The following is a 23,966-nucleotide window of genomic DNA, read 5'->3' on the forward strand; positions in this document are numbered from 1 at the left end:
GGTACTGCAGGGGGGACCCTGTGGGAGAGTAGGACGCCGCCGAACAATCATTGTGGGAAAGCCCCGCACCTTATGGTGCGGGGCTTTTCTGCGTTTAGGGTGGTTGTCATGGGCTATGACCTGATCATCTTCGACAACGACGGTGTGCTCGTGGACAGCGAGCCGATCTCCAACACGATCCTGGCCGGCTACCTCACCGAGCTCGGGCACCCCACCACGTACGAGGAATCGATCCGGGACTTCATGGGGTCGGCGATGCACCGGATCCACGAGCTGGTCGAGGAGCGGTCCGGGCAGCGGCTCCCCGCGGAGTTCGACCAGGTCTTCCACCAGCGGGTCTTCGACGGCTTCCAGCGGGAGCTGGAGCCCGTCGCCGGCGCCGCCGAGGTGCTGAAGGGACTGGCCGAGGCGGGCATGCCGTACTGCGTGGCCTCCTCCGGGAGCCACGAGCGGATCCGGATCGGGCATCGGAAGACCGGGCTCGACGTGTGGTTCCGGGACGGGATCGTGTTCAGCTCCGAGGACGTCGGCCGAGGCAAGCCCTCGCCCGACCTCTTCCTCCACGCCGCCGCGCGCATGGGCGTGCCCCCGGAGCGGTGCGCGGTCGTCGAGGACAGCGCGCTCGGCGTCCAGGCCGCCGTGGCCGCCGGGATGGACGTATACGGGTACACGGCGATGACGCCTCGGGAGCGGCTGGCCGGGGCCACCGGGTATTTCGGGGCGATGGACGAGTTGCCCGCCACATTGGGGATGTGATCCATCTACCGCTGAGTAGGTCCCGGCCCTACGCTGTGCCGCCATGACAGATGCGCGGTTGCGGCGTGGGCGGGGATCTCTGACGGTCGGCTTCTTCGTGCAGGGGGTCACCTTCGCCCTGCTCGTGACCCGAATACCGGCGATCCAGGACCGGTACGGGATCTCCGACGGGCTGCTGCCCCTGTTCCTGGCGGCGGTGCCGGTGCTGGCCGGTGTGTCCAGTGTGCTCACGGAGAAGCTGGTGGCCCGGGTCGGGCCCGCCGTGGTGCTGCGCTGGGCCCAGCCGGTGGTGCTGCTGGCGCTGCTCGGCGTGGGGGCGGGTTCCCAGCTGTGGCAGGCGGCGGTGGCCCTCGGGGTGTTCGGGCTCGCGGTCGGCGCGCTGGACGCCTCCATGAACATGCTGGGGGTGAGCCTCCAGCGGGCGTACGGGCGGAGCATCATGCTCGGTTTCCACGCCGCGTACAGCCTGGGCGGCATCGTGGGCGCCTCGCTCGCCTGGGTGGGGGCGCACTGGCACCTGTCGCTCTTCGTGTCCTATCTGCCGGCGGTGGTGGCTCTGTTGCCCGTGGTGCTGGTGGGGAGCCGCTGGTACGTGGCCGGGGGGCCGGAGCCGGAGCGGGCGGCCGGGCAGCCCGAGGGAGGTGCGGCGGCCGGCGGGGGCGTGGTGTTCCGGATGCTGCTGCCGCTGTGCCTGGTGATGACCTTCGCGTACATCGGGGACTCGACGGTCTCCAACTGGTCGGCGAAGTACCTCCAGGACGTGCTCGGCTCCTCGGAGGAGCTGGCGACCGTGCCGTACAACGCGTACATGGTGACGACGCTGCTCGGGCGGGCCGTCGGGGACTTCGGGGTGCGGCGGTTCGGCGCGGTGCTGATGGTGCGGTGCGGGGCGGTGCTGGCCGCGCTGGGGTTCGCGGTGGTGGCGGTGGCGCCGGGGCCGTGGGCGGGGATGGCCGGGTTCACCGTGCTGGGGCTCGGGCTGAGCGTGATCGTGCCGCAGACCTTCGCGGCGGCGGGGCGGATGTTCCCGGCGGCGAGCGACGCGGCGGTGGCGCGGCTGAACGTCTTCAACTACGTGGGCTTCCTGGTCGGCTCGCCGCTGGTGGGCGCGCTGGGGGACGCGTGGAGCTATCGCGGGGCGATGGTGGTGCCGATGGCGCTGGTTCTGGTGACGGTGGTGTACGCCACGTCGTTCGGCTCGGAGAAGGCCCGCTACGGTGGCTCGCATGAGCGGTCACGCACTGTTGATGTGGGATGAGGCGGTCACGGGCTACGACTTCGGTCCGGAGCACCCGATGGACCCGGTGCGGCTGGCGCTGACCATGGGGCTGGTGCGGGCGTACGGGCTCGACCGGGCCGTGGAGGTGGTGGCGGCCAGGCCGGCGGGGGAGTCGACGCTGCGGCTGGTGCACCGGGAGGACTACGTCGCCGCGGTGCGGGCGGCGTCGGCGGATCCTCGGGCGGCCGACCAGGCGTACGGGCTGGGGACGGTGGACGATCCGGCGTTCGCGGGGATGCACGAGGCGTCGGCGCTGATCGCCGGGCAGTCGGTGGCGGCGGCGGAGGCGGTGTGGCGCGGGGAGGCGGCGCACGCGGTGAACTTCGCGGGCGGGCTGCACCACGCGATGCCGGGGGCCGCGGCGGGCTTCTGCATCTACAACGACGCCTCGCTGGCGATCGCGCGGCTGCTGGAGCTGGGCGCGGAGCGGGTCGCGTACGTGGATGTGGACGTGCACCACGGGGACGGGGTGCAGGCGGCGTTCTGGGAGGATCCTCGGGTCCTGACGATCTCGCTGCACGAGCACCCTCGGACGCTGTTCCCGCAGACGGGCTGGCCGGAGGAGACGGGCGCGCCGGGCGCGGGCGAGGGCGGGGCGGTGAATCTGGCGCTGCCGGCGGGGACGGGGGACGCGGGGTGGCTGCGGGCCTTCCACGCGGTGGTGCCGGAGCTGATCGCCGATTTCCGGCCGCAGGTGCTGGTGACGCAGCACGGGGCGGACACGCACTTCGAGGATCCGCTGGCGCATCTGGCGGTGTCGCTGGACGCGCAGCGGGCGGTGCAGGAGGCCTGTCACGGGCTGGCGCACGAGTACGTCGACGGGGGCAGGTGGGTGGCGCTCGGCGGGGGCGGGTACGCGGTCGTGGACGTGGTGCCGAGGTCGTGGACGCATCTGGTGGGGATCGCCGCGCACGCGCCGGTGGAGCCGGAGTCGGTGATCCCGTCCTCGTGGCGGGACGAGGCGTACGCGCGGACGCGGCAGTTGGCGCCGGCGCGGATGACGGACGGGCGGTGGCCGGTGGACTGGCGTGACTGGGCGGCGGGTTACGACCCGGCGGACCGGCTGGACCAGGCGGTGCTGGCGACGCGGCGGGCGGTGTTCCCGCTGCGCGGGCTGCTGGTCTGAGCCCCGGGTGCCGGTCGCGGCCCGTGTGCGGACCGGTGTGTGGGTGTTACGCCAACTGTGCGGTGTGCACGGGGTTTTCGCTCGGTGGCAGGAGCGTTCCGGCAGCATCGGGAGGGTGTTGAGTACCGGGGCGCTGCGGGCGCATCTGTTGGCGGCGGGGTTGGCGGGGACGGTGGCGACCTCCCGGGAGACGAGTCTGCGGAGCTATCGGCTGTTCGCGGCGGGCGATCCGCGGGTGACCCTGGGGATCGAGCCGGGGCGGGGCTGGGGCGAGGCGGAGCTGCTGCGGCTGATGGCGGAGCGGTGCGGGGTGTCGGGGGATCCGGCGCACCGGTCGGGGCCCGACGAGATCGATCCGGAGCGGACGCTCGGGGCGCTGGAGGCGTTCGCGGCGCGGCTCGGGGAGGCGGCGGGGCGGCGGGCTCCGGTGCTGTTCGGTACGGGGCATCCGCACCGGCTGCTCGGTTTCTACGCCACGCTCGCAGACGCTTTGTCGGCGGCTGGCTGTCTTGTTCTCACCCCGGCGCAGGGGAGATGTGTCGACATAACGACCCGGTTCGGCGTACGTACGTACCTCGTGGACTACGTACGGGGGGTCGCGATGGTGCGAGAACGGGAGCTGTCCGGCGCAGGGCGTGAGACCGGGGCGCACTCGCACTCGCCGCTGCCGGTTAGGGCGGTCCTGGAGGGCGCGGCCGAGGGCGGCTGGCCGTTGCCGGAGCTGGTGGTGGGGGACCACGGCTGGGTCTGCGGGGCAGGTCAGCTGGGTATCGAGGCCATCGGGCTTGCCGATACGGATGATCCCGCGCTGTTCGTCGGGGAGGCCGAGGGGCAGGTGTCCGTGACCGTTCCGCTTGATGACGCGGTGCGCGCGGACTACTACCGTCCACTCACTCGCTATGTACTCAATCGAGCGTGTCTGTCACGGTAAACGGTCAGTGGCAGCTCCTCTTCCCCACTCGTACCACCCGCCCCTAGTCTGGGCGTGAGCGCTCAGCGACGAAGAGTCACCGGAGGGGAAGCCGGTGCGCGTCGTGTGCGGAAGGTACAGGTGGGTCATGGCTGCTGGCGACAGGCCTCTCAACGAGGTGAAGTTTCTGACCGTGGCGGAGGTCGCCTCGGTGATGCGCGTCTCGAAGATGACCGTGTACCGCTTGGTGCACAGCGGTCATCTGCCGGCGATCCGGGTGGGCAGGTCCTTCCGGGTGCCGGAACAGGCGGTTCACGAGTACCTCAGGGAGTCCTTCGTGGGGGTGGCGACCGCGTAGCGAGCGCGCGTCCGGAGTCCGGTTTCGCCCTCGGATTACGAGCGGGTCGTTCGGGGCGGTAGGCTAGCCCCTCGTAGGTCGTGTGGGCCCAGACGCCCCGCACCGATCCCCGCTGGCGCGGGGATGTTCCGAGAAGTGAGCGAGGGTAGTCGTGGGCTCTGTTATCAAGAAGCGGCGTAAGCGGATGGCTAAGAAGAAGCACCGCAAGCTGCTTAAGCGCACCCGTGTTCAGCGTCGCAACAAGAAGTAAGCGACAGCTGTAACGACGGCGTTTCGCGTCGGCGTGGCCCCCCACCGGTTCTCCGGTGGGGGGCCACGCTTTTATCGTGCCGAAATGTCGAGGCGCTACGGTGGCGGTCAGCGGAACACCGATGGAAGACCGACGGAAGGCGCTCGTCTTGGGCAAGGTCGTGCTCGTCACCGGTGCGGCCCGCCACCTCGGCGCCCGTTTCGTAAGGCGCCTGCGGCGGGATCCCGAGGTCGGCCGGGTGATCGCCGTCGACGCGGTCGACTCCCCGCATCCGCTCGACGGCGCGGACTTCGTCCGGGCGGACATCCGGCAGCCCGCGATCGCCAAGGTCCTGGCCGAGCACGACGTCGACACGGTGGTCCACATGGACGTCACCGGGACGGCCCTCGGCTCCGGCGGCCGGACGTCGGTCAAGGAGACCAACGTCATCGGCACCATGCAGCTGCTCGGCGCCTGCCAGAAGTCGCCGAGGATCAAGCGGCTGGTGGTGAAGTCCAGCACCAGCGTGTACGGGGCCGCGCCCCGTGATCCGGCGGTGTTCACCGAGACGACGCCGGCGAAGTCCCTGCCGAGCGGGGGCTTCGCGAAGGACGCGGTCGAGGTCGAGGGGTACGTACGGGGCTTCGCCCGGCGCCGCCCGGACGTGGCGGTGTGCGTGCTGCGCTTCGCGAACATCCTCGGGCCGAGGGTGGACTCCCCGCTCGCCGAGTACCTGGACCTGCCGGTGCTGCCGACCGTCCTCGGCTACGACCCCCGGCTGCAGTTCGTCCACGAGGACGACGTCATGGACGTGCTGGAGCTCGCCTCGCGCGAGCCGCGCCGGGCCACCCTGAACAGCGGCACGTTCAACGTGGCCGGGGACGGGGTGCTGCTGCTCTCCCAGTGCGCGCGGCGGCTGGGCCGGCCGACGGTGCCGGTGCTGCTGCCGGCGGTCACCTGGGTCGGGCAGGCGCTGCGCACGGTCGGGATCACCGACTTCTCGCCGGAGCAGATCCGGCTGCTCACCCACGGCCGGGTGGTCTCCACGGTCCAGATGCGCGAGACGCTCGGCTTCGACCCCCGGTACTCGACGGCGGGGGCGTTCGCGGACTTCGCGGCGGCCCGGGGGCCCGGTCTGCTGCCGCCGGAGCTGCTCGCGGGGGCCGTGGACCGGCTCGCCGGGCGGCTCGCGCCCGCCTCGACCTCCCAGCGCGCGGAATAGGAGCCAGATCCCGATGGCGGACGCCAAGGTCATCCCGTTCGACGACGACCGCTCGCGGGCCCGCCGCAGGCCCCCGGCCCGCGGCGGCGGCGAGGCGGCCGTACGGGCACTTCCGGCGCAGCAGCCCTCCGCCGGGCCGCCGGAGGCAGCGGAGCCTCCGGTGACCCCGGAGGCGGCTCCGGAGACGGCCTCGGGCGCGGTCCCGGGGGCGGGTGCGGGCGGCTGGGAGCGGCGGCTGGCGGGCGGGCTCGCGTTCCTGCGGCGGCGGGTGACGGGTGACTACGAGGTCGACGAGTTCGGCTACGACGAGGAGCTCACCGACCAGGTCCTGATGTCGATGCTGCGCCCGGTGTACGAGAAGTACTTCCGGGTGGAGGTGAAGGGCGTCGAGAACATCCCGAAGGACGGCGGCGCCCTGGTGGTGGCCAACCACTCCGGGACGCTGCCGCTGGACGGCCTGATGATGCAGGTGGCGGTGCACGACCACCATCCGGCGGGCCGGCACCTGCGGCTGCTCGCGGCGGACCTGGTCTTCATGCTGCCGGTGGTGAACGAGCTGGCCCGCAAGGCCGGGCACACGCTGGCGTGCGCGGAGGACGCGGAGCGGCTGCTGCGGTCCGGGGAGATCGTCGGGGTGATGCCGGAGGGCTTCAAGGGGATAGGGAAGCCGTTCGCCGAGCGGTACAAGCTGCAGCGCTTCGGGCGGGGCGGCTTCGTGTCGACGGCGCTGCGGGCGGGCGTGCCGATCGTGCCGTGCTCGATCGTGGGCGCGGAGGAGATCTACCCGATGCTGGGGAACGCGAAGACCCTGGCGCGGGTGCTGGGCCTGCCGTACTTCCCGCTGACGCCGACCTTCCCGTGGCTGGGGCCGCTGGGGGCGCTGCCGCTGCCGACGAAGTGGACGATCCAGTTCGGCGAGCCGATCCCGACGGACTCGTACCCGCAGGAGGCGGCGGAGGACCCGATGCTGATGTTCAACCTGACCGACCAGGTCCGCGAACAGATCCAGCACACGCTGTACAAGCTGCTGGTGCAGCGGCGGTCGGTGTTCTTCTGAGTCCGCGGGTACGGGGAAGGGGGCGCCGCCCAGACCGGGCGGCGCCCCCTTCCCCGTGGCTCCGGGGTTACTTCACGTCCTCGCTGTTGATCCCGAGACCGGGCAGCAGGCCCGGGAGGATCGGCGGGATCGTGACGTCCGGGGTCGGCGGGGTCGGGTCGTCGGACGGGGTGCCGTGCTGGCCGCCCTGGGGCGGGTTGAGCAGGCCGCCCGTGCTTCCGCCGAGGAGGCCCTCGTCCGGAGGCGTGCCGGTCCCGGTGCTGGAGCCCGAGGGGTGGGGCGTGCCGGTGTCGCCCGCGGTCGGGGGTGCGGCCGGGGTGGTGCGCTGGTGCTGCGGGTCCGTGGGCTTGGCGTGTCGCGGCGTGCTCGGGCCGCCGGAGCCGATGGCGCCGCGCTCGGGGGTGCGCGGGAGGACGGACTGGAGTGGCTCGACCTCTTCGTCTATGGCGTCGAAGACGTCGTTCACCTGGTTGCCCACGTCGGTGAGCTGGACCGGGAGCCGGTCGCGGAGGCCGTCCCAGGTGGCGCGGTGGGACTGGGCGAAGGAGTTCAGCCGGGCCATGGGGCCGATCTCGCCGTCCCGCTCGTAGGCCTGGCGGAGCAGCCGGTGCCCTTCGGAGGCGTCGTGCTCCATGCCGCTGAGCACGCGCCGGATCTCGCCCAGCGACTCGTGGTCGAGGTCGCCGAGGCGGCCCCGCTCCATGAGCCTGCGGGCCTCGCTCAGGCGGGTGGAGGCCTGGTCCAGGTAGATCCCGCCTCGGTCGGCGTCGTCGTCGGCCATGCCCAGCTTGAGGTCCTCCATGCCGCGCTTCAGCCCGTACAGGGAGTCGCCGGGGAGGGCGTCGGAGCTGGCCGCGGCGACGCCGCTGAAGGCGCCCGCGGCCACGCCGACGGTGAGCCCGCCGGCGGCGAGCCCCTTGGTCCAGCGGGATCGCGGGCGGAGCTTGCGGAGCGGGGAGGCCCGGTGGGCTCCCCGGCCGCCGGCCGTCCGCTGCTCGGGCACGACGGGTCCCGCGGCAGCGGTCCCCTCCGCGAACATCGCCTCCATGGCGGCGACGAGCTGGGCTCGCTGCACCACCTTGACCTCGGGGTCCAGCACCGGCTTGGGCAGCTCGCCGAGGCCGTTCGCCAGGGCCAGGAGCCGTCCCTGCTCGGCCGGCTCGGCGGTCGCTTCGGACGGCTCGGCCGCCGCGCCCTCGGGCGTCCGGTCGTCCAGGGCCTGGGCGAAGGCGCTCGCCCGCCGGTGCGCCGATACGTTCGCGATCACTGGCGGCACCTCCTCTCGTCATGACGGTCGACTCCCCGGGGGGTTCGGGAGGTTGCACACCTTGAGCGCATCCACACGAAAGAGTGAGTGGAGGCGGCCACGGCGTGACCACAGGGAGCCTGCATTCCGCACAACGAGCGGCGCGGCACTTGGGTTACGCGCGAAAGATGATCGGACCAGTGCGTCATCGAGGCGTCACCGACTGTGAGTTGGTCTCGGCTAGTGGGGATGTGGGGGGAGGGGGAGCGCCCTGGGGGCCGCGCGTGTGGGGGGCGCGCGGCGCTCAGCGGGCGTCGTCCGGGAGGAGCCGGGCCAGGGTGCGGACGGCCCGGTACTGGAGGGTCTTGATCGCGCCCTCGTTCTTGCCCATGACCCGGGCGGTCTCGGCGACCGACAGGCCCTGGAGGAAGCGCAGCGTCACGCACTCCTGTTGCTGCGGGTTGAGACGGCGGACCGCGTCGAGGAGGGCCGCGTTGGAGAGCGATTCGAGGACGGAGTCCTCGGGGCTGCGCTCCACCTCGTTGGCGTCGAGCATCTCGCCGGTGGTCACCTCCAGCCGGAAGCGGCTGGACTTGAAGTGGTCGGCGACGAGGTTGCGGGCGATCGTCACGAGCCAGGCGCCGAAGTCGCGGCCCTGCCAGGTGAAGGTGGAGATCCGGCGCAGGGCGCGCAGGAACGTCTCGCTGGTGAGGTCCTCCGCCGTCGCCTTGCCGCCGACGCGGTAGTAGATATAGCGGTAGACGGTGTCGCTGTACTGGTCGTAGAGCCGGCCGAAGGCGTCGGCCTCGCCGGCCTGGGCGCGTTCGACCAGGTCCATCATGCGGGCGCTGTCGCTGTCGGCGGTGGGCCGGCGCGCGGTGGTCGAGGTCCCCGCGCCGCTCCGGGTGCCGCGTCTGCCGACAGCGGCACCGCTCTCGGCCAGGGCGTAGCAGGGACCGACGGGTGCCGGTCCGGCGAAGGCGAATGCGGGTGCGAGGCCGGCGTACGCGGTGGGGACGAAGCCGCGCAAGTGGTCGAGGACCGTTGCGCGCAGCGTAGCCAGGCCCGAGGCGTCAACCCCGACGTGTGGGTACACGGGACTCCCAGAGGCAGAGCTTCCATCACGTGCAGTGCGGGACCGTTCACTCGTCGTGGCGACGTGTGGGGTCCCTTGTGCGTCTGAGGAGAATAACGCTTCGTACAGGCAGCGCTACACCCAGTTGCTCAAATCATCGATTCCGTCGTATCTGTTACCGCTTACAGGCGGAAAGAGTCGCACTTCGTGACCGGTTGTTGATCGGATTGCTTCCGAGTGTGACCGGGGGCGAGTTGGGTTGTGCTCAAGTACGGGACCTGTGAGTGATCGAGGCCGCTGCCGGGTAGGGGGCCGGGGCGGCCCGGGGGGCCGTGCGCGCGTGGGTGTTCGACCACGTACGGGTGAGCCGGTTTGGTCCCGGGTTGTCCCGGATGATCTCAGCCGAAACGTATCGGCAGCCGCCACGACACGCCGGGGCGCTCCTCGGTGGGCCCGGCGGGCCCGGTGGGCGTGTCGGGCGGGCGGGGCGGCGGGCGCCTCAGCGGCGGTGGCGGCGGTGGATCGCGAGCGCGGCGGCCGTGCCGCCGGCGAGGGCGCCGACACCGGCGGCGGCCGGGATGCCGACCTTGGCGGCCTTGCGGCCGGTCCGGTAGTCCCGCAGCCGCCAGTCGCGCTCCCGGGCGTGCCTGCGCAGCTTGGTGTCCGGGTTCACCGCGTAGGGGTGCCCGACCAGCGAGAGCATCGGGATGTCGTTGTGCGAGTCGCTGTACGCGGCGCAGCGGGCCAGGTCCAGGCCCTCGGCCGCCGCCAGGGCGCGGACCGCCTCGGCCTTCGCGGGGCCGTGCAGCAACTCGCCGACCAGGCGCCCGGTGTAGACGCCGTCGACCGACTCCGCGACCGTGCCGAGCGCGCCGGTGAGGCCGAGCCGGCGGGCGATGATCGTGGCGGTCTCGACCGGGGCGGCGGTGACCAGCCAGACCTTCTGGCCCGCGTCCAGGTGGGCCTGGGCGAGCGCGCGGGTGCCGGGCCAGATGCGGTCGGCCATGTACTCGTCGTAGATCTCCTCGCCGATCGACATCAGCTCGGAGACCCGGTGGCCCTTCACGATCGACAGGGCGCTGTCGCGGGCCTCCTGCATGTGCTCGGGGTCCTCGACCCCGGCCAGCCGGAACCAGACCTGCGCCCAGGCGAAGCGGGCGAGTTCGCGGCGCTGGAAGAACTTGCGCTTGTACAGGCCGCGGCCGAAGTGGAAGATCGCGGCGCCCTGCATGACGGTGTTGTCGAGGTCGAAGAAGGCGGCGGCGCGGGTGTCGCCGGGGACGGGGAACTCGGGCTCGGCGGGCGCGGATTCGGCGGCGGCGGCCTCCCGCTGCTCCTCTTCTCTCTCGCGCTCCAGCTGCTGCGAGGTCTTGCGGGCCGCCTCGGCGGCGGCCTCGCCTGCCAGGACGCTGCGCGCGGTGGCGGAGCGCCTACGGGGGGTGAGCCATCCCAGAGCGGCCATGTCGTTGAGCATAGCCAGTCTGTTCGGTACTTCCCGACTTGTGGGGATGCCGTGGTGTGAACACTGGGCGCCGCGTGTGTGACCCGGCCGCCGAGGGCCGCGCACAATGGACGCCATGTTCGGACGAGCGAAGAAGAAGACCGGCCCGCGCACGGTGACGCTGATCGGGAAGCCGGGATGTCATCTGTGCGAGGACGCCAGGGTGGTGGTGGAGGCGGTCTGCGCCGAGACCGGGACACTCTGGGAGGAGAAGGACATCAGTCAGGACGAGGAGCTCTACCGGGCGTATTGGGAGCAGATCCCCGTGGTCCTGGTGGACGGTGAACAGCACACGTTCTGGCGGGTGGATGCCGAGCGGCTCCGGCGCGAACTGGGTGCGTGACCGAAAGACGGCTACCATCATGGACGTTTTGTTGGGTTTCGGGGGCGGCGTCGTGAGGAGAGTGTGCGGTTTTGCCCCCTTCGGGTTCCCAACGCTCTGACGCCGTCCGTGGTTCCGTACCATCGCGAACCGGCCGCGTGACCCCGGTCACTTTGGCCAGACAAAACGGACACCATCTTTGTGCACGCGTTCACAAAGACATAGCCTGCATTCGACGGGGCGGTCCTGGGACACACGGCCGCCTGCAGCCCCGCTCATCCCGCAGGAGCACCGTGGCAACTGGCCGAACTCACCGACCGGCGACCCGTAGCCGAGGCATTCCCGAGGCCACCGTCGCCCGTCTTCCGTTGTATCTGCGTGCCCTCACGGCGCTGTCGGAGCGCTCCGTGCCCACGGTCTCCTCCGAAGAGCTCGCGGCCGCCGCCGGAGTCAACTCCGCGAAGCTGCGCAAGGACTTCAGCTACCTCGGCTCGTACGGCACCCGTGGTGTCGGCTACGACGTCGAGTACCTCGTCTACCAGATCTCCCGCGAGCTCGGTCTGACGCAGGACTGGCCCGTCGTCATCGTCGGCATCGGCAACCTCGGCGCCGCGCTCGCCGGCTACGGCGGCTTCGCCTCCCGGGGCTTCCGCGTCGCCGCGCTGATCGACGCCGACCCCGCCATGACCGGCAAGCCGGTCGCCGGGATCCCCGTCCAGCACACCGACGAGCTGGAGAAGATCGTCACCGAGGACGGCGTCTCCATCGGTGTCATCGCGACCCCCGCCGGGGTCGCCCAGGTGGTCTGCGACCGGCTCGTCGCCGCCGGGGTCACCTCCATCCTGAACTTCGCCCCGACCGTCCTGTCCGTGCCCGACGGCGTCGACGTGCGCAAGGTGGACCTCTCCATCGAGCTGCAGATCCTCGCCTTCCACGAGCAGCGCAAGGCCGGCGAGGACTCCGGCGCCGACACGGCCGAGGCCCCCGCCGCCGCGCCGTCCGCCGGCCGCGCCGCCGGTGAGGGCGAGCGCAAGGGACCTGACGGGGACATGCCCGCCGTGATGCCGGCATGAGCCTCCTCGTCGTCGGCCTCAGCCACCGCAGCGCCCCGGTCAGCGTCCTGGAGCGGGCCTCCCTCTCCACCGACGCCCGCGCCAAGCTGCTCCACGACACCCTCGCCGCCGAACCGGCCGCCGAGGGCGCCGTGCTGGCCACCTGCAACCGCATCGAGCTCTACGCCGACGTGGACAAGTTCCACGCCGGTGTCGCCGAGCTGTCCACGCTGCTCGCCCAGCACAGCGGCGTCGGCCTCGAAGAGCTCACCCCCTACCTCTATGTGCACTACGAGGACCGGGCCGTCCACCACCTCTTCTCGGTGGCCTGCGGACTCGACTCCATGGTCGTCGGCGAGGGCCAGATCCTCGGCCAGATCAAGGACGCCCTCGCCGTCGGCCAGGACCTGCACACCGCCGGCCGGCTCCTGAACGACCTGTTCCAGCAGGCCCTGCGGGTCGGCAAGCGGGCCCACAGCGAGACCGGCATCGACCGGGCCGGGCAGTCCCTCGTGACCTTCGGGCTCCAGCAGCTCGCCGACGGCACCGGCGGCACCGACGGCCACGGTGCCGACGTCGGGGCCTGGGCCCGTGGCAAGCGCGCCCTCGTCATCGGCGCCGGATCGATGTCCTCGCTCGCCGCCGCCACCCTCGCGCGGGCCGGCGTCGCCGAGATCGTCATCGCCAACCGCACCGCCGCCCGCGCCGACCGGCTCGTCGAGATCCTCAACGAGCCCGGCGGAAGCCGCGTGGCCGCGCGCGCGGTCGAGATGGTTGCCGTCGGCGACGAACTGACACGTGCCGACATCGTCGTCTCCTGCACCGGGGCCACCGGCCTCGTCCTGACCGGCGACGAGATCGAGGCCGCCCAGCGGGACCGCACCGCGCCGCTGTACCTGCTCGACCTCGCGATGCCCCGCGACATCGACGCCGCCGCCCACCGGATGCCGGGCGTCCGCCTCGTCGACATCGAGTCCCTGGCCGAGGCCGCCGCCGACGCGCCCATGGCCGGTGACGTCGACCAGGTCCGCACCATCGTCTCCGACGAGGTCGCCGCCTTCGGTGCCGCCCAGCGCGCCGCGCACATCACGCCGACCGTGGTCGCCCTGCGCGCCATGGCCGCCGACGTGGTCGCCGGCGAGGTCGCCCGCCTGGAGGGCAGGCTCCCCGGCCTCGACGAGAAGCAGCGCGCCGAGATCACCCAGACCGTGCGCCGCGTGGTCGACAAGCTCCTGCACGCGCCGACCGTGCGCGTCAAGCAGCTCGCCAGCGAGCCCGGCGGCGCCGGGTACGCGGACGCACTGCGGACACTCTTCGACCTCGACCCGGAGACGGTTGCCTCTGTCAGCCGGGCCGACCTGAACGACGGCGACGTCAAGAACCGAGGGCGAGTATGACCGAGAGGGCACTGAGGCTCGGGACCAGGCGCAGCAAGCTCGCCATGGCCCAGTCCGGACACGTGGCCGACGCCGTACGGCAGGCGACCGGCCGCCCCGTCGAGCTCGTGGAGATCACGACGTACGGGGACACCTCCCGCGAGCACCTCGCGCAGATCGGCGGCACCGGCGTCTTCGTCGCCGCGCTCCGCGACGCGCTGCTCGCCGGCGAGGTCGACTTCGCCGTGCACTCCCTCAAGGACCTGCCGACCGCCCAGCACCCCGACCTGGTGCTGGCCGCGATCCCCCGCCGCGAGGACCCGCGCGACGTCCTCGTCGCCGGGCCCGGGATCACGCTCGACCGGCTGCCCTCGGGCGCCCGTGTCGGCACCGGCTCCCCGCGCCGTATGGCCCAGCTCAACGCGTACGCGCGCAGCCACGGCCTGACCATCGAGACCGTACCGATCCGGGGCAACATCGACACCCGCGTCGGCTATGTACGCAGCGGAGAGCTGGACGCGGTGGTACTCGCCGCGGCCGGGCTCAACCGCATCGGCGGGACCGAGGAGCTCACCGGCTCCCTGTCGCTCGACCACCTGTCGGTCGACTCGGTCCTGCCCGCCCCCGGCCAGGGGGCCCTGGCCGTCGAGTGCCCGGCGTCGAACGCCGCACTCGTCGCCGCGCTCGCCGAGCTCGACGACCCGCTCACCCGGGCCGCCGTGACCGCCGAGCGATCCCTGCTCGCCGCCCTGGAGGCCGGCTGTTCCGCACCCGTGGGTGCGCTCGCCGACCTGCTGGCCGACGACCCCGGTCACGGGCAGGTTGTCACCGAAATGCGCCTGCGCGGCGTCGTCGGCACCACCGACGGCTCGACGCTGGTGCAGCTGTCCACCACCGGTCCCGTACCCACCTCGCACGACGAGGCGGTGGCGCTCGGACGCGAACTCGCGGACGAGATGCTCGCCAAGGGTGCGGCCGGTCTTATGGGGGAGCGAGCACTTTGAACCCCACCAGCCCGACCACCAGCCCCGCGTCCGCCGCCGTCTTCGGCCACGGTCACGTCACCTTCCTCGGCGCAGGCCCGGGCGACCCCGGGCTCCTGACGCTCCGGGCCGTCGAAGCCCTGGCCGGCGCGGACGTCCTGATCGCCGAGCCGGAGGTGCTCGAAGTCGTTCGCGGTCATGCGCGCGCAGGTGTGAGCACGCCTGAGCTGACGGTTCTTGACGACGCGTCAACAACCGTCGGAGTCCCCGTGTTGAGGGACGCGACCAATCTTGTCATGGAGGCCGCACGCGGCGGCAAGCGGGTCGTCCGTGCGGTGACCGGCGACCCCGGCCTCGACGGAAACGCAGGTCAGGAGATGCTCGCCTGCGCCGCCGAGGGCATCGCCTTCGAGGTCGTCCCCGGCGTCGCCACCGCCGTCGGCGTCCCCGCGTACGCCGGCGTCCCGCTGCGCGACGCGCAGGGCACCGACGTCCGCTTCGTCGACGCCCGCACCGCCGACGACCGCTGCTGGTCCGAGGTCGGCGCCTCCGACGGCACCGTCGTCGTCTCCACGACCCTCGACTCGGTGGCCGCGGCGGCCGGTGAACTGGTGGCGGCTGGCCGTAAGCCGGACACCCCGCTCACCGTGACCATCGCGGGCACCACCACCCGCCAGCGGACCTGGACCGCCACCCTCGGCACCATCGCCCAGGTCTTCAAGCAGGGCAAGGTGCTCCCCTCGCCCGAGGGCCACCGCCCGGCGATAGCCGTGGTCGGCGAGCGCAGCGCCGCCGCGCAGCGCGACCAGCTGTCCTGGTTCGAGTCCAAGCCGCTCTTCGGCTGGCGGGTCCTCGTGCCGCGGACCAAGGAGCAGGCCGCGTCGCTCTCCGACCAGCTGCGGTCCTACGGCGCGGTGCCGCACGAGGTGCCGACCATCGCCGTCGAGCCGCCGCGCACCCCGCAGCAGATGGAGCGGGCCGTCAAGGGCCTGGTCACCGGGCGCTACGAGTGGATCGCCTTCACCTCGGTCAACGCCGTCAAGGCCGTCCGGGAGAAGTTCGAGGAGTACGGGCTCGACGCCCGCGCCTTCGCCGGCATCAAGGTCGCCGCCGTCGGCGAGCAGACCGCCGCCGCCCTCGTCGACTTCGGCGTCAAGCCCGACCTGGTGCCCTCCGGCGAGCAGTCCGCCGCCGGGCTCCTGGAGGACTGGCCGCCGTACGACCCGGTCTTCGACCCGATCGACCGCGTCTTCCTGCCGCGCGCCGACATCGCCACCGAGACCCTCGTCGCCGGGCTCATCGAGCTCGGCTGGGAGGTCGACGACGTCACCGCCTACCGGACCGTACGGGCCTCGCCGCCGCCGGCCGACACCCGCGAGGCGATCAAGGGCGGCGGCTTCGACGCCGTGCTCTTCACCTCCTCGTCGACCGTGCGGAACCTCGTCGGCATCGCCGGCAAGCCGCACAACGTCACCGTCATCGCCTGCATCGGCCCCGCCACCGCCAAGACGGCGGAGGAGCACGGCCTGCGCGTGGACGTCCTGTCGCCCGAGCCGTCGGTCCACAAGCTGGCCGAGGCCCTCGCCGACTTCGGCCTCCGCCGCCGCGCCGCGGCTCTGGAGGCCGGCGACCCGGTGACCCGGCCCAGCGAACGCCGGCCCGGGGCGCGGCGCCGCCGCACCACCTGAGCCGACCGGTGCCGGAAAAGGGGCGCGGATCCTCCCCGGGATCCGCGCCCCTCGCGCGTACCGGCGGCAACACGGTGTCGGTAACCGCACCGGACGGGCGGGCGTAGCCTCGGGGGATGAACTCGTACGGATCCTTTCCCGGTGCGCGACCGCGCCGGCTGCGGACGACTCCCGCCATGCGCCGCATGGTCGCCGAGACGAGGCTGCACCCTGCCGATCTGATCCTGCCCGCGTTCGTCCGCGAGGGCGTCTCCGAGCCCGTGCCGATCGGTGCCATGCCCGGCGTCGTCCAGCACACCCGCGACACGCTCCGCAAGGCCGCCGTCGAGGCCGTCACCGCCGGGGTCTCCGGGATCATGCTCTTCGGCGTGCCCGAGGACGCCAAGAAGGACGCCGAGGGCACCGCCGGCACCGACCCCGAGGGCATCCTCCAGGTCGCCATCCGCGACGTGCGCGCCGAGGTCGGCGACGAGCTCGTGATCATGTCCGACCTGTGCCTGGACGAGTACACCGACCACGGCCACTGCGGCGTCCTCGACATCGACGGGCGCGTCGACAACGACGCCACTCTGGAGCGGTACGCCGAGATGGCCCAGGTCCAGGCCGACGCCGGCGTCCACGTCGTCGGCCCCTCCGGGATGATGGACGGCCAGGTCGGCGTGATCCGCGACGCCCTCGACACCATCGGCAAGGAGGACGTGTCGATCCTGGCGTACACCGCCAAGTACTCCTCCGCCTTCTACGGCCCCTTCCGAGAGGCCGTCGGCTCCTCCCTCCAGGGCGACCGCAAGACCTACCAGCAGGATCCCGCCAACCTTCGCGAGTCGATGCGCGAGCTCGCCCTCGACCTGGAGGAGGGCGCGGACATGGTCATGGTCAAGCCCGCCGGGCCCTACCTGGACGTCCTCGCCAAGGTCGCCGAGTCCGTGGACGTGCCCGTCGCCGCCTACCAGATCAGCGGCGAGTACGCGATGGTCGAGGCCGCGGCCGAGAAGGGCTGGATCGACCGCGACAAGGCCATCCTGGAGACCCTGACCGGCATTCGCCGGGCCGGCGCCCAGATGATCCTCACGTACTGGGCGACGGAGGTCGCGCGGAAGCTGGGGGCGGCGCACTCTGGATAGGTAGCCGACCGGTCCCCCGCGGAGGTGGTCCTCATGATGAACACGCTCGTCGGATGGCACGTCGAGATGGAGTTCCGGGAGGAGGGCGACCGGACGCGGGCGGCGGCCATGGTGCGGCTCGGTGACGGCACCGAGTTCCGTGCCCACGGCAACGCCAGCCGGCACCCCTCCGACCCGGAGCAGTTGCGGGTCGGCGAGGAGATCGCGGGGGCCCGCGCGCTCATGGACCTCGCCTCGCAGCTGCTGCAGAAGGCCCACGCCGAGATCGACGACGCCTCGGGGCGGAGCTCCTACCCGATCAACCGCTGAGGACGCGGGCCCGAACCGGCCCCTCAGTACATGAGCGCCTCCTCCAGGGTGCGCTGCCAGTACGACACGGCGGCGCCGTCGTCGGCGAAGGTGCCGCCCGGTGCCGCCACCGTCGTGCTGTCGTCCCTGGTCAGGCTCACCTTGATGGTGCGGACGGTCCGGCCGTGGGTGTCCGGGCCCGGCTCGCCGGTCAGGATCAGCGAGGCGTAGGCCGACTCGCCCGGCAGCAGCGTCACCACCGCCTGCGGCTTGCTGTCCTCCACGACCCGGATCGCGGCCTGCGGCTCGTCGAAGCCCACGAAGGGCGCGCCCAGGGCGTCGCAGGGGCGCTTGCCCACGTTGGTGACGGTGAGCGCCAGGTGGTTGACGGGGCGGCTGACCCTGCTCGCCACGATCTTCGTGCCGGGCGCCGTGCAGGGGCGGATGGCGGCGGCCGGCGCGGTGGGCGGCTTCGTCGTGCGGGCGGGGCGGGCGGCCGGGGACGTCGTGGCCGGCGTGGCCGGCGTGGCCGAGGGTTCCGCCGCCGGGGGCCGCGAGGACGGGGCCGAGCCGGCCGGCGGGGCGCTGGTGCGGGTCGCGGCGGCGGGCTGGGTGGTCGGGAGCGGCTTCCCGTCGGCCTGGGCCGGGTCCGAGGACTGGCAGGCGGTCAGGGCGAGCACCGCGGCGAAGGCGGTGACGGGCAGGGCGAGCGTACGCATGGCGGGTCCCCGTGGGTGGTGGCGAGTGGTGCGGGTCAGTGCTGGTGCAGCAGCGCGATCACGACCGCCGTGCAGGCGATCAGCACCGCTACGGCCAAGGCGTCGACGACGCGGCTGTTCGGCATGGCTCATACGCTGCGGGTCGCGGCGCTCCCCGCGCAATCGGCACGGGACAATGAGAGACGCTGGAACGCCAACACCTGCTGTGACCTGGGGAAACGACCCTTCCCTGGAACGCGTTCCCGGGACGCGCGAGAGGTGAGGGGATACGGATGGGGGCGCCGGCGGACGGCTTCGCGGAGCTTATGCGCGCACTGAAGGAACGGTCCGGACTCAGCTACGGCGTCCTCGCGAAGCGGCTGCACGTCAGCACCTCGACCCTGCACCGCTACTGCAACGGAGACGCCGTCCCGACCGAGTTCGCCCCCGTCGAGCGCCTCGGGCGGCTCTGCGGCGCCGGTCGCGAGGAGCTCGTCGCGCTGCACCGGGCCTGGATCCTCGCGGACGAGGCGCGGCGGGGGCGGGGGCGGGACGGTGAGCGGGACGGTGAGCGTGACGGGGACGCGGTCGAGGCCGTGGGCGGCGACGCCGAGGCGGAAGCGGGGGCCGAGGCCGGGTCGGATGTGCGTACGGACGCGGCTGCGGACGCGGTCGCGGTCGCGGTCGCTGATGCGGATGTGGCCGGTGGGGCCGAAGCTCCCTCCCGGGCGCGGAAGCGGCTGCTCGTCGCCCTCGCCGCCCTCGGGGTCGTCGCGCTCGCCGTCCCCGTCGCCCTCCTCGTCGACCGCGGCGACGACACGGGCGGCACGGCCGGCGCGGCGGGGCCCCCGGACACCGGGGCGTCGCCCGCGCCGCTGAGCGTCGGCATCAGCTCGTACAACTGGGCCGAGCCCTGCGGCGAGTACTACGTGCTCGACCAGCGGCCCGGCCACGTGCCGCCGCCGCCCCCGCCCCAGGACAGCCGCGCCTGGGCCCGCGCGCTCGGGGGGACCGACGGCGGGCACATGCAGCTCCAGCTCACCGTGACCGGCGGCACCCAGGCGCCCGTCGTCCTCACCGGACTGCACGTGCGGGTCGCCCAGCGCGGCGAACCGCAGGCCGGGACCGTGTACTCCATGGGCGACGGCTGCGGCAGCGGCGTCACCCCGCAGACCTTCGACGTCGACCTCGACGCCCCGCGCCCCTACCTCAAGCCCGTCGCCGGGCAGGACGGCGACCGGGTGGTGCCCGCGAAGGACTTCCCGTACAAGGTGTCCACCGGCGACCCGCAGGTCCTCAACCTGGACGTGCACACCGAGGAGACCGCCGCCTCCTGGTACCTGGAGCTCGCCTGGAGCAGCGGCGAGCGGCACGGGACGATCCGGGTGGACGACGGCGGGCAGCTGTTCCGCACCACCGCCATCGCCGGGCGCCCCGTCTTCGGCTACTGGCCGGAGAAGGGGGCCTGGGTCGTCAACCAGTGACGCCCCAGGCCCCGGCGGGCCCAGGCGGGGGCCCGGGGCCCGTCAGGTCAGAGGCGCTCGGGCGTCCGGATGCCCAGCAGGGCCATGCCCTGGTGCAGGGTGCGGGCGGTCAGGTCGCACAGGAACAGGCGGTTCTCCACCTGCTCCGGGGTGTCGGCCTTCAGGACCGGGCACTCCGAGTAGAACGTCGTGTACAGCGACGCCACCTGGTACAGATACGCGGCCAGCTTGTGCGGCGCGTACTCCGCGGCCGTCTCCTGGACCAGCTCGCCGAACGAGTCCAGGTGCAGGCCCAGCGCCCGCTCCGCCGCGTGCAGCTCCAGCTCCGGGTGGGCGGCCGGCTCGCGCTCGCCCGCCTTCCGCAGGATCGACTGGATCCGCGCGTACGCGTACTGCAGGTACACCGAGGTGTCGCCGTTGAGCGAGACCATCTGGTCCAGGTCGAACTTGTAGTCCCGCGCCGCCGACGTCGACAGGTCCGCGTACTTCACCGCGCCGATGCCCACCTGGGCGCCCCGCTCGGCGATCTCCGTCTCCGACAGGTCCTGGGCCTTCTCGCGGACCACGGCCGACGCGCGGTCGATCGCCTCGTCCAGCAGGTCCACCAGCCGCACCGTCTCGCCCTCACGGGTCTTGAACGGCTTGCCGTCCTTGCCGAGGACCGTGCCGAAGGCCAGCTGCACGGCCTTCACCTCGTCGTTCAGCCAGCCGGCCCGGCGGGCCGTCTCGAACACCATCTTGAAGTGCAGCGACTGGCGCGCGTCCACCACGTACAGCAGCGTCGACGCCTTCAGGTTGCCCACCCGGTCGCGGATCGCCGACAGGTCCGTCGCCGCGTAGCCGAAGCCGCCGTCCGACTTCTGCACGATCAGCGGCGTCGGGTTGCCGTCCGGGCCCTTCACGTCGTCGAAGAACACGCACAGCGCGCCCTCCGAGCGCACCGCGACACCCGACTCCTCCAGGAGCCGGCAGGTCTCCTGGAGCATGTCGTTGTACCCGGACTCGCCGACCACGTCGACGTCCCGGATGTCCATGTCCAGCTTGTCGAAGACCGAGTAGAAGTAGATCTTCGACTCGTCGACGAACCGCTGCCACAGCGCCAGCGTCTCCTCGTCGCCCGCCTGAAGGTCCACGACCCGCGCCCGCGCCCGCGCCTTGAACTCCTCGTCGGAGTCGAACAGCGCGCGGGACGCCTTGTACAGCCGGTTCAGGTTCGACATGGCCTCCTCGCCGGAGACCTCCGCGCCCTCGCCGTCCGCCGCGTGGTCCAGCTCGTGCGGGTGCTCGATCAGGAACTGGATCAGCATCCCGAACTGGGTGCCCCAGTCGCCGATGTGGTGGCGCCGGACCACGGTCTCGCCCGTGAACTCCAGGATCTCGACCATCGCCGCGCCGATCACCGCCGACCGCAGGTGCCCGACGTGCATCTCCTTCGCCACGTTCGGCTGCGCGTAGTCGATCACCGTCGTGCCCGCCGCCGGGTTGAACGGCACGCCCAGCCGGGCGTCCGCCGCGCGCGCGGCCAGCGTCCGGACGATCGCCTCGTCCGTCACCGTGATGTTCAGGAAGCCGGGGCCCGAGACCTCGATCTCCTTCAGCACGTCGTTCTCCGGGATCGCCGCCACGACCTGCGTCGCCAGCTCACGCGGATTGCCCTTCAGCCGCTTCGCCAGCGCCAGGATCCCGTTGGCCTGGAAGTCGGCCCGGTCGCTTCGTCGCAGCAGCGGGTCGGCGGACCCGGCGTCCGGCAGAGCCGCCGAGAGGCCGTCCGCGAGGCGCTGCTGCACGGTCGAAGCGAGGGAAGGGACCGAGGCCATGAGCTTCCGTTCCTGTAGGGGCTGTCCGGAGGACGTCCGGTGGACTATTTCGCTTGTCAAGTGTCCCACGGGGCAGCAACGTGTTTTCCACGCCTGTGGACAACCTCGGAGCGCGCCGTTCCGTCTGGGACAATGACTGAAGCAAGGCTGCAAGGCGTTCTCAGGCATCAGAGAATCCAGGAATCCAGGAAGAAGGACGTACCGACCGTGGCTCAGAGCAGCACCGAGACCGACTGGGTCTCCCGTTTCGCGGACGAGGTCATCGCCGAGTCGGAGCGACGTGCGCCTGGCAAACCGGTCGTCGTCGCCTCCGGCCTCTCCCCGTCCGGCCCCATCCACCTCGGCAACCTCCGCGAGGTCATGACCCCGCACCTGGTCGCCGACGAGATCCGCCGCCGGGGCCACGAGGTCCGCCACCTCATCTCCTGGGACGACTACGACCGCTACCGCAAGGTGCCGAACGGCATCGAGGGCATCGACGAGTCCTGGGCCGAGCACATCGGCAAGCCGCTGACCTCCGTCCCGGCCCCCGCCGGCTCGCCCCACGCCAACTGGGCCGAGCACTTCAAGGCCGCCATGGTCGAGTCGCTCGCCGAGCTGGGCGTCGACTACGACCCCATCAGCCAGACCGAGCAGTACACCGCCGGCGCCTACCGCGAGCAGATCCTGCACGCCATGAGGCACCGCGGCGACATCGACGCCATCCTCGACCAGTACCGGACGAAGAAGGCCCCGAAGAAGCAGTCGCAGAAGCCCCTCGACGAGGCCGAGCTGGAGGCCGAGGAGGGCTCCGGCGCCGCCGCCGAGGACGACGGCTCCGGCGGCGCCTCCGGCTACTTCCCGTACAAGCCCTACTGCGGCCGGTGCGAGAAGGACCTCACCACCGTCACGTCCTACGACGACGACACGACCGAGCTCGCCTACACCTGCACCAACTGCGGCTTCGCCGAGACCGTCAAGCTCAGCGAGTTCAACCGCGGCAAGCTGGTCTGGAAGGTCGACTGGCCCATGCGCTGGGCCTACGAGGGCGTCATCTTCGAGCCCTCCGGCGTCGACCACTCCTCGCCCGGCTCCTCCTTCGTCGTCGGCGGCCAGATCGTCCGCGAGGTCTTCGACGGCGTCCAGCCCATCGGCCCCATGTACGCCTTCGTCGGCATCAGCGGCATGGCCAAGATGTCCTCCTCGAAGGGCGGCGTCCCCACCGCGGCCGACGCCCTGAAGATCATGGAGCCCCAGCTGCTGCGCTGGCTCTACGCCCGCCGCAAGCCCAACCAGTCCTTCAAGATCGCCTTCGACCAGGAGATCCAGCGGCTCTACGACGAGTGGGACAAGCTGGAGGCCAAGGTCGCCGACGGCACCGTGCTCCCCGCCGACGCCGCCGCGCACAGCCGCGCCGCCCGCACGGCCGCCGGCGAGCTGCCCCGGACGCCCCGCCCGCTGCCGTACCGGACGCTGGCCTCCGTCGTGGACGTCACCGCCGGACACGACGAGCAGACCCTGCGCATCCTCACCGAGCTCGACCCGGAGAACCCGGTCGCCTCGCTCGACGAGGTCCGCCCGCGCCTCGACCGCGCCGAGAGCTGGATCACCAACCAGGTCCCGGCCGACCAGCGCACCATCGTCCGCGAGGAGCCCGACACCGAGCTCCTCGGCTCCCTCGACGACGACGGCCGCGAGTCGCTGCGCCTGCTCCTGGAGGGCCTCGACACCCACTGGTCGCTCGACGGGCTCACCACCCTCGTCTACGGCGTCCCGAAGGTCATGGCCGGACTCGACCCCGAGGCCAAGCCGACGCCCGAGCTGAAGCTCGCCCAGCGCGCCTTCTTCGCCCTGCTCTACAAGCTGCTCGTCAGCCGCGAGACCGGCCCGCGCCTGCCCACCCTGCTCCTCGCCGTCGGCGCGGACCGGGTGCGCAAGCTCCTCGGCGCCTGACGCACGCGCGAAGGCCGCCGCCCGCACCACGGGGCGGCGGCCTTCGCGCGTCCCGGGCCACGTCTCCTTCGCGCCCTCCGCGTCTTCCTCTGCATCCTTCGGCGGAGGGCCGGATCCACCGCGCGCACGACGAGAACCACCACCCGCCACGAGACCGTGGAGCCATGAAGAACGAAGCCCTCACCGTCATCGGCTGGATCACCCTCGCCCAGGGCGGACTCGGCGCCGGAGGACGCCTCTTCGGAGACCGCCCTTGGGGCCTCCTCCACAACTGGTGGGACATCCCCACCGCCGGCTACCTCGTCCTCTTCGCCCTCGGCGCCGTCCTCGCCGGATACGGCGAGACCGTGAAGGCCCGCCGCAAGGCGCGGAGCTGACGGCGCGTACGGCTACGGGGTGTGCGCCTACGGGGTGTACGCCTACGAGGTGTACGCCCACAGGGT

Annotated in this window: 23 protein-coding genes; 18 read left to right on the forward strand and 5 right to left on the reverse strand. The window is 72.2% G+C overall.

All coding sequences use genetic code 11. The features are described from left to right. The first annotated feature begins 108 nt into the window (after positions 1 to 108). From ACZ6J5_RS18940 to ACZ6J5_RS18975, 8 genes are all read left to right on the forward strand, one after another. The gene (locus tag ACZ6J5_RS18940; protein WP_469392894.1) at positions 109 to 756 is read left to right on the forward strand and encodes an HAD family hydrolase; all 648 of its coding nucleotides are present in this window, start codon (positions 109 to 111) and stop codon (positions 754 to 756) included. A 43-nt stretch (positions 757 to 799) separates the two neighbouring features. Further along, positions 800 to 2,014, forward strand: coding sequence for an MFS transporter (locus ACZ6J5_RS18945; protein ID WP_469392896.1), 1,215 nt, complete (start codon positions 800 to 802; stop codon positions 2,012 to 2,014). Continuing rightward, a complete protein-coding gene (locus ACZ6J5_RS18950) occupies positions 1,983 to 3,161 on the forward strand; it encodes an acetoin utilization protein AcuC (protein ID WP_469392898.1) in 1,179 nt (392 codons plus the stop codon). Before ACZ6J5_RS18945 ends, ACZ6J5_RS18950 begins: the two co-directional genes overlap by 32 nt. Before the next feature lie 115 nt (positions 3,162 to 3,276). After that, a complete protein-coding gene (locus ACZ6J5_RS18955; RefSeq protein ID WP_469392900.1) occupies positions 3,277 to 4,092 on the forward strand; it encodes a phosphatase in 816 nt (271 codons plus the stop codon). Positions 4,093 to 4,219: 127 nt separating this feature from the next. Then, the gene (locus ACZ6J5_RS18960) at positions 4,220 to 4,429 is read left to right on the forward strand and encodes a helix-turn-helix domain-containing protein (RefSeq protein ID WP_046910004.1); all 210 of its coding nucleotides are present in this window, start codon (positions 4,220 to 4,222) and stop codon (positions 4,427 to 4,429) included. A 151-nt stretch (positions 4,430 to 4,580) separates the two neighbouring features. Continuing rightward, positions 4,581 to 4,679 (forward strand): 30S ribosomal protein bS22, encoded by a 99-nt coding sequence (locus ACZ6J5_RS18965; protein ID WP_003948845.1) that lies wholly within the window; start codon positions 4,581 to 4,583, stop codon positions 4,677 to 4,679. Positions 4,680 to 4,827: 148 nt separating this feature from the next. After that, positions 4,828 to 5,880 carry an NAD-dependent epimerase/dehydratase family protein gene (locus tag ACZ6J5_RS18970; protein ID WP_469393571.1) on the forward strand — a complete coding sequence of 351 codons (1,053 nt, stop codon included), beginning with the start codon at positions 4,828 to 4,830 and terminating at the stop codon, positions 5,878 to 5,880. Between the two features lie 13 nt (positions 5,881 to 5,893). Continuing rightward, positions 5,894 to 6,937, forward strand: coding sequence for a lysophospholipid acyltransferase family protein (locus ACZ6J5_RS18975; protein WP_469392902.1), 1,044 nt, complete (start codon positions 5,894 to 5,896; stop codon positions 6,935 to 6,937). 67 nt (positions 6,938 to 7,004) lie between these two features. Here the strand turns inward: ACZ6J5_RS18975 and ACZ6J5_RS18980 are convergent, their stop codons facing one another. The 3 genes from ACZ6J5_RS18980 to ACZ6J5_RS18990 form a co-directional block, all read right to left on the reverse strand. Next, positions 7,005 to 8,204: a DUF5667 domain-containing protein gene (locus ACZ6J5_RS18980; RefSeq protein ID WP_469392904.1), complete on the reverse strand. Its 1,200-nt coding sequence runs from the start codon at positions 8,202 to 8,204 to the stop codon at positions 7,005 to 7,007. Positions 8,205 to 8,487: 283 nt separating this feature from the next. Further along, positions 8,488 to 9,279: an ECF subfamily RNA polymerase sigma factor, BldN family gene (locus ACZ6J5_RS18985; protein WP_362475924.1), complete on the reverse strand. Its 792-nt coding sequence runs from the start codon at positions 9,277 to 9,279 to the stop codon at positions 8,488 to 8,490. A 478-nt stretch (positions 9,280 to 9,757) separates the two neighbouring features. Then, complete coding sequence (locus ACZ6J5_RS18990; RefSeq protein ID WP_469392907.1) at positions 9,758 to 10,720, reverse strand: HAD family hydrolase; 963 nt, start codon at positions 10,718 to 10,720, stop codon at positions 9,758 to 9,760. A gap of 106 nt (positions 10,721 to 10,826) precedes the next feature. Here ACZ6J5_RS18990 and ACZ6J5_RS18995 point away from each other — a divergent pair, with 106 nt between their 5' ends. The 7 genes from ACZ6J5_RS18995 to ACZ6J5_RS19025 all read left to right on the forward strand — a co-directional run bounded on the left by ACZ6J5_RS18995 (position 10,827) and on the right by ACZ6J5_RS19025 (position 17,613). Next, on the forward strand, positions 10,827 to 11,102 hold the full coding sequence (locus ACZ6J5_RS18995) for a glutaredoxin family protein (RefSeq protein ID WP_469392909.1): 276 nt from the start codon (positions 10,827 to 10,829) through the stop codon (positions 11,100 to 11,102). A gap of 272 nt (positions 11,103 to 11,374) precedes the next feature. After that, positions 11,375 to 12,154, forward strand: coding sequence for a redox-sensing transcriptional repressor Rex (locus ACZ6J5_RS19000; RefSeq protein ID WP_469392911.1), 780 nt, complete (start codon positions 11,375 to 11,377; stop codon positions 12,152 to 12,154). Continuing rightward, positions 12,151 to 13,530 carry a glutamyl-tRNA reductase gene (locus ACZ6J5_RS19005; protein ID WP_469392913.1) on the forward strand — a complete coding sequence of 460 codons (1,380 nt, stop codon included), beginning with the start codon at positions 12,151 to 12,153 and terminating at the stop codon, positions 13,528 to 13,530. Before ACZ6J5_RS19000 ends, ACZ6J5_RS19005 begins: the two co-directional genes overlap by 4 nt. After that, positions 13,527 to 14,513, forward strand: coding sequence for a hydroxymethylbilane synthase (gene hemC, locus ACZ6J5_RS19010; protein ID WP_469392915.1), 987 nt, complete (start codon positions 13,527 to 13,529; stop codon positions 14,511 to 14,513). The genes ACZ6J5_RS19005 and hemC overlap by 4 nt, the downstream gene beginning before the upstream one ends. Then, the gene (locus ACZ6J5_RS19015; protein WP_469392917.1) at positions 14,510 to 16,180 is read left to right on the forward strand and encodes a bifunctional uroporphyrinogen-III C-methyltransferase/uroporphyrinogen-III synthase; all 1,671 of its coding nucleotides are present in this window, start codon (positions 14,510 to 14,512) and stop codon (positions 16,178 to 16,180) included. Before hemC ends, ACZ6J5_RS19015 begins: the two co-directional genes overlap by 4 nt. A 116-nt stretch (positions 16,181 to 16,296) precedes the next feature. Next, positions 16,297 to 17,304, forward strand: coding sequence for a porphobilinogen synthase (gene hemB, locus ACZ6J5_RS19020; RefSeq protein ID WP_469392919.1), 1,008 nt, complete (start codon positions 16,297 to 16,299; stop codon positions 17,302 to 17,304). 36 nt (positions 17,305 to 17,340) lie between these two features. Then, positions 17,341 to 17,613 carry a DUF1876 domain-containing protein gene (locus tag ACZ6J5_RS19025; protein WP_469393573.1) on the forward strand — a complete coding sequence of 91 codons (273 nt, stop codon included), beginning with the start codon at positions 17,341 to 17,343 and terminating at the stop codon, positions 17,611 to 17,613. A gap of 23 nt (positions 17,614 to 17,636) precedes the next feature. On the opposite strand, the gene ACZ6J5_RS19030 is transcribed toward ACZ6J5_RS19025, so the two are convergent. Then, positions 17,637 to 18,311: a DUF4232 domain-containing protein gene (locus ACZ6J5_RS19030; protein WP_469392921.1), complete on the reverse strand. Its 675-nt coding sequence runs from the start codon at positions 18,309 to 18,311 to the stop codon at positions 17,637 to 17,639. Positions 18,312 to 18,616: 305 nt separating this feature from the next. Between ACZ6J5_RS19030 and ACZ6J5_RS19035 the strand changes: the two genes are divergently transcribed. Then, a complete protein-coding gene (locus ACZ6J5_RS19035; RefSeq protein WP_469392923.1) occupies positions 18,617 to 19,774 on the forward strand; it encodes a helix-turn-helix domain-containing protein in 1,158 nt (385 codons plus the stop codon). A gap of 47 nt (positions 19,775 to 19,821) precedes the next feature. Here ACZ6J5_RS19035 and argS read toward each other — a convergent pair whose 3' ends face one another. Continuing rightward, positions 19,822 to 21,591, reverse strand: coding sequence for an arginine--tRNA ligase (gene argS, locus ACZ6J5_RS19040; RefSeq protein WP_469392925.1), 1,770 nt, complete (start codon positions 21,589 to 21,591; stop codon positions 19,822 to 19,824). Positions 21,592 to 21,798: 207 nt separating this feature from the next. On the opposite strand from argS, the gene lysS reads away from it, so the two are divergent. Further along, a complete protein-coding gene (gene lysS, locus ACZ6J5_RS19045) occupies positions 21,799 to 23,523 on the forward strand; it encodes a lysine--tRNA ligase (protein WP_469392927.1) in 1,725 nt (574 codons plus the stop codon). Between the two features lie 164 nt (positions 23,524 to 23,687). Beyond that, positions 23,688 to 23,900 (forward strand): hypothetical protein, encoded by a 213-nt coding sequence (locus ACZ6J5_RS19050; RefSeq protein WP_469392929.1) that lies wholly within the window; start codon positions 23,688 to 23,690, stop codon positions 23,898 to 23,900. Positions 23,901 to 23,966 lie beyond the last annotated feature (66 nt).

The organism is Streptomyces sp. NPDC042100, from assembly GCF_055582325.1.

Bases quoted from the DNA above. Each gene is read 5' to 3' on its own strand.
- ACZ6J5_RS18940 (WP_469392894.1), top strand. From the start codon at position 109: ATGGGCTATGACCTGATCATCTTCGACAACGACGGTGTGCTCGTGGAC.
- ACZ6J5_RS18945 (WP_469392896.1), top strand. From the start codon at position 800: ATGACAGATGCGCGGTTGCGGCGTGGGCGGGGATCTCTGACGGTCGGC.
- ACZ6J5_RS18950 (WP_469392898.1), top strand. From the start codon at position 1,983: ATGAGCGGTCACGCACTGTTGATGTGGGATGAGGCGGTCACGGGCTAC.
- ACZ6J5_RS18960 (WP_046910004.1), top strand. From the start codon at position 4,220: ATGGCTGCTGGCGACAGGCCTCTCAACGAGGTGAAGTTTCTGACCGTG.
- ACZ6J5_RS18975 (WP_469392902.1), top strand. From the start codon at position 5,894: ATGGCGGACGCCAAGGTCATCCCGTTCGACGACGACCGCTCGCGGGCC.
- ACZ6J5_RS18990 (WP_469392907.1), bottom strand. From the start codon at position 10,720: ATGGCCGCTCTGGGATGGCTCACCCCCCGTAGGCGCTCCGCCACCGCG.
- ACZ6J5_RS18995 (WP_469392909.1), top strand. From the start codon at position 10,827: ATGGACGCCATGTTCGGACGAGCGAAGAAGAAGACCGGCCCGCGCACG.
- ACZ6J5_RS19005 (WP_469392913.1), top strand. From the start codon at position 12,151: ATGAGCCTCCTCGTCGTCGGCCTCAGCCACCGCAGCGCCCCGGTCAGC.
- hemC (WP_469392915.1), top strand. From the start codon at position 13,527: ATGACCGAGAGGGCACTGAGGCTCGGGACCAGGCGCAGCAAGCTCGCC.
- hemB (WP_469392919.1), top strand. From the start codon at position 16,297: ATGAACTCGTACGGATCCTTTCCCGGTGCGCGACCGCGCCGGCTGCGG.
- ACZ6J5_RS19025 (WP_469393573.1), top strand. From the start codon at position 17,341: ATGAACACGCTCGTCGGATGGCACGTCGAGATGGAGTTCCGGGAGGAG.
- ACZ6J5_RS19030 (WP_469392921.1), bottom strand. From the start codon at position 18,311: ATGCGTACGCTCGCCCTGCCCGTCACCGCCTTCGCCGCGGTGCTCGCC.
- ACZ6J5_RS19035 (WP_469392923.1), top strand. From the start codon at position 18,617: ATGCGCGCACTGAAGGAACGGTCCGGACTCAGCTACGGCGTCCTCGCG.
- argS (WP_469392925.1), bottom strand. From the start codon at position 21,591: ATGGCCTCGGTCCCTTCCCTCGCTTCGACCGTGCAGCAGCGCCTCGCG.
- ACZ6J5_RS19050 (WP_469392929.1), top strand. From the start codon at position 23,688: ATGAAGAACGAAGCCCTCACCGTCATCGGCTGGATCACCCTCGCCCAG.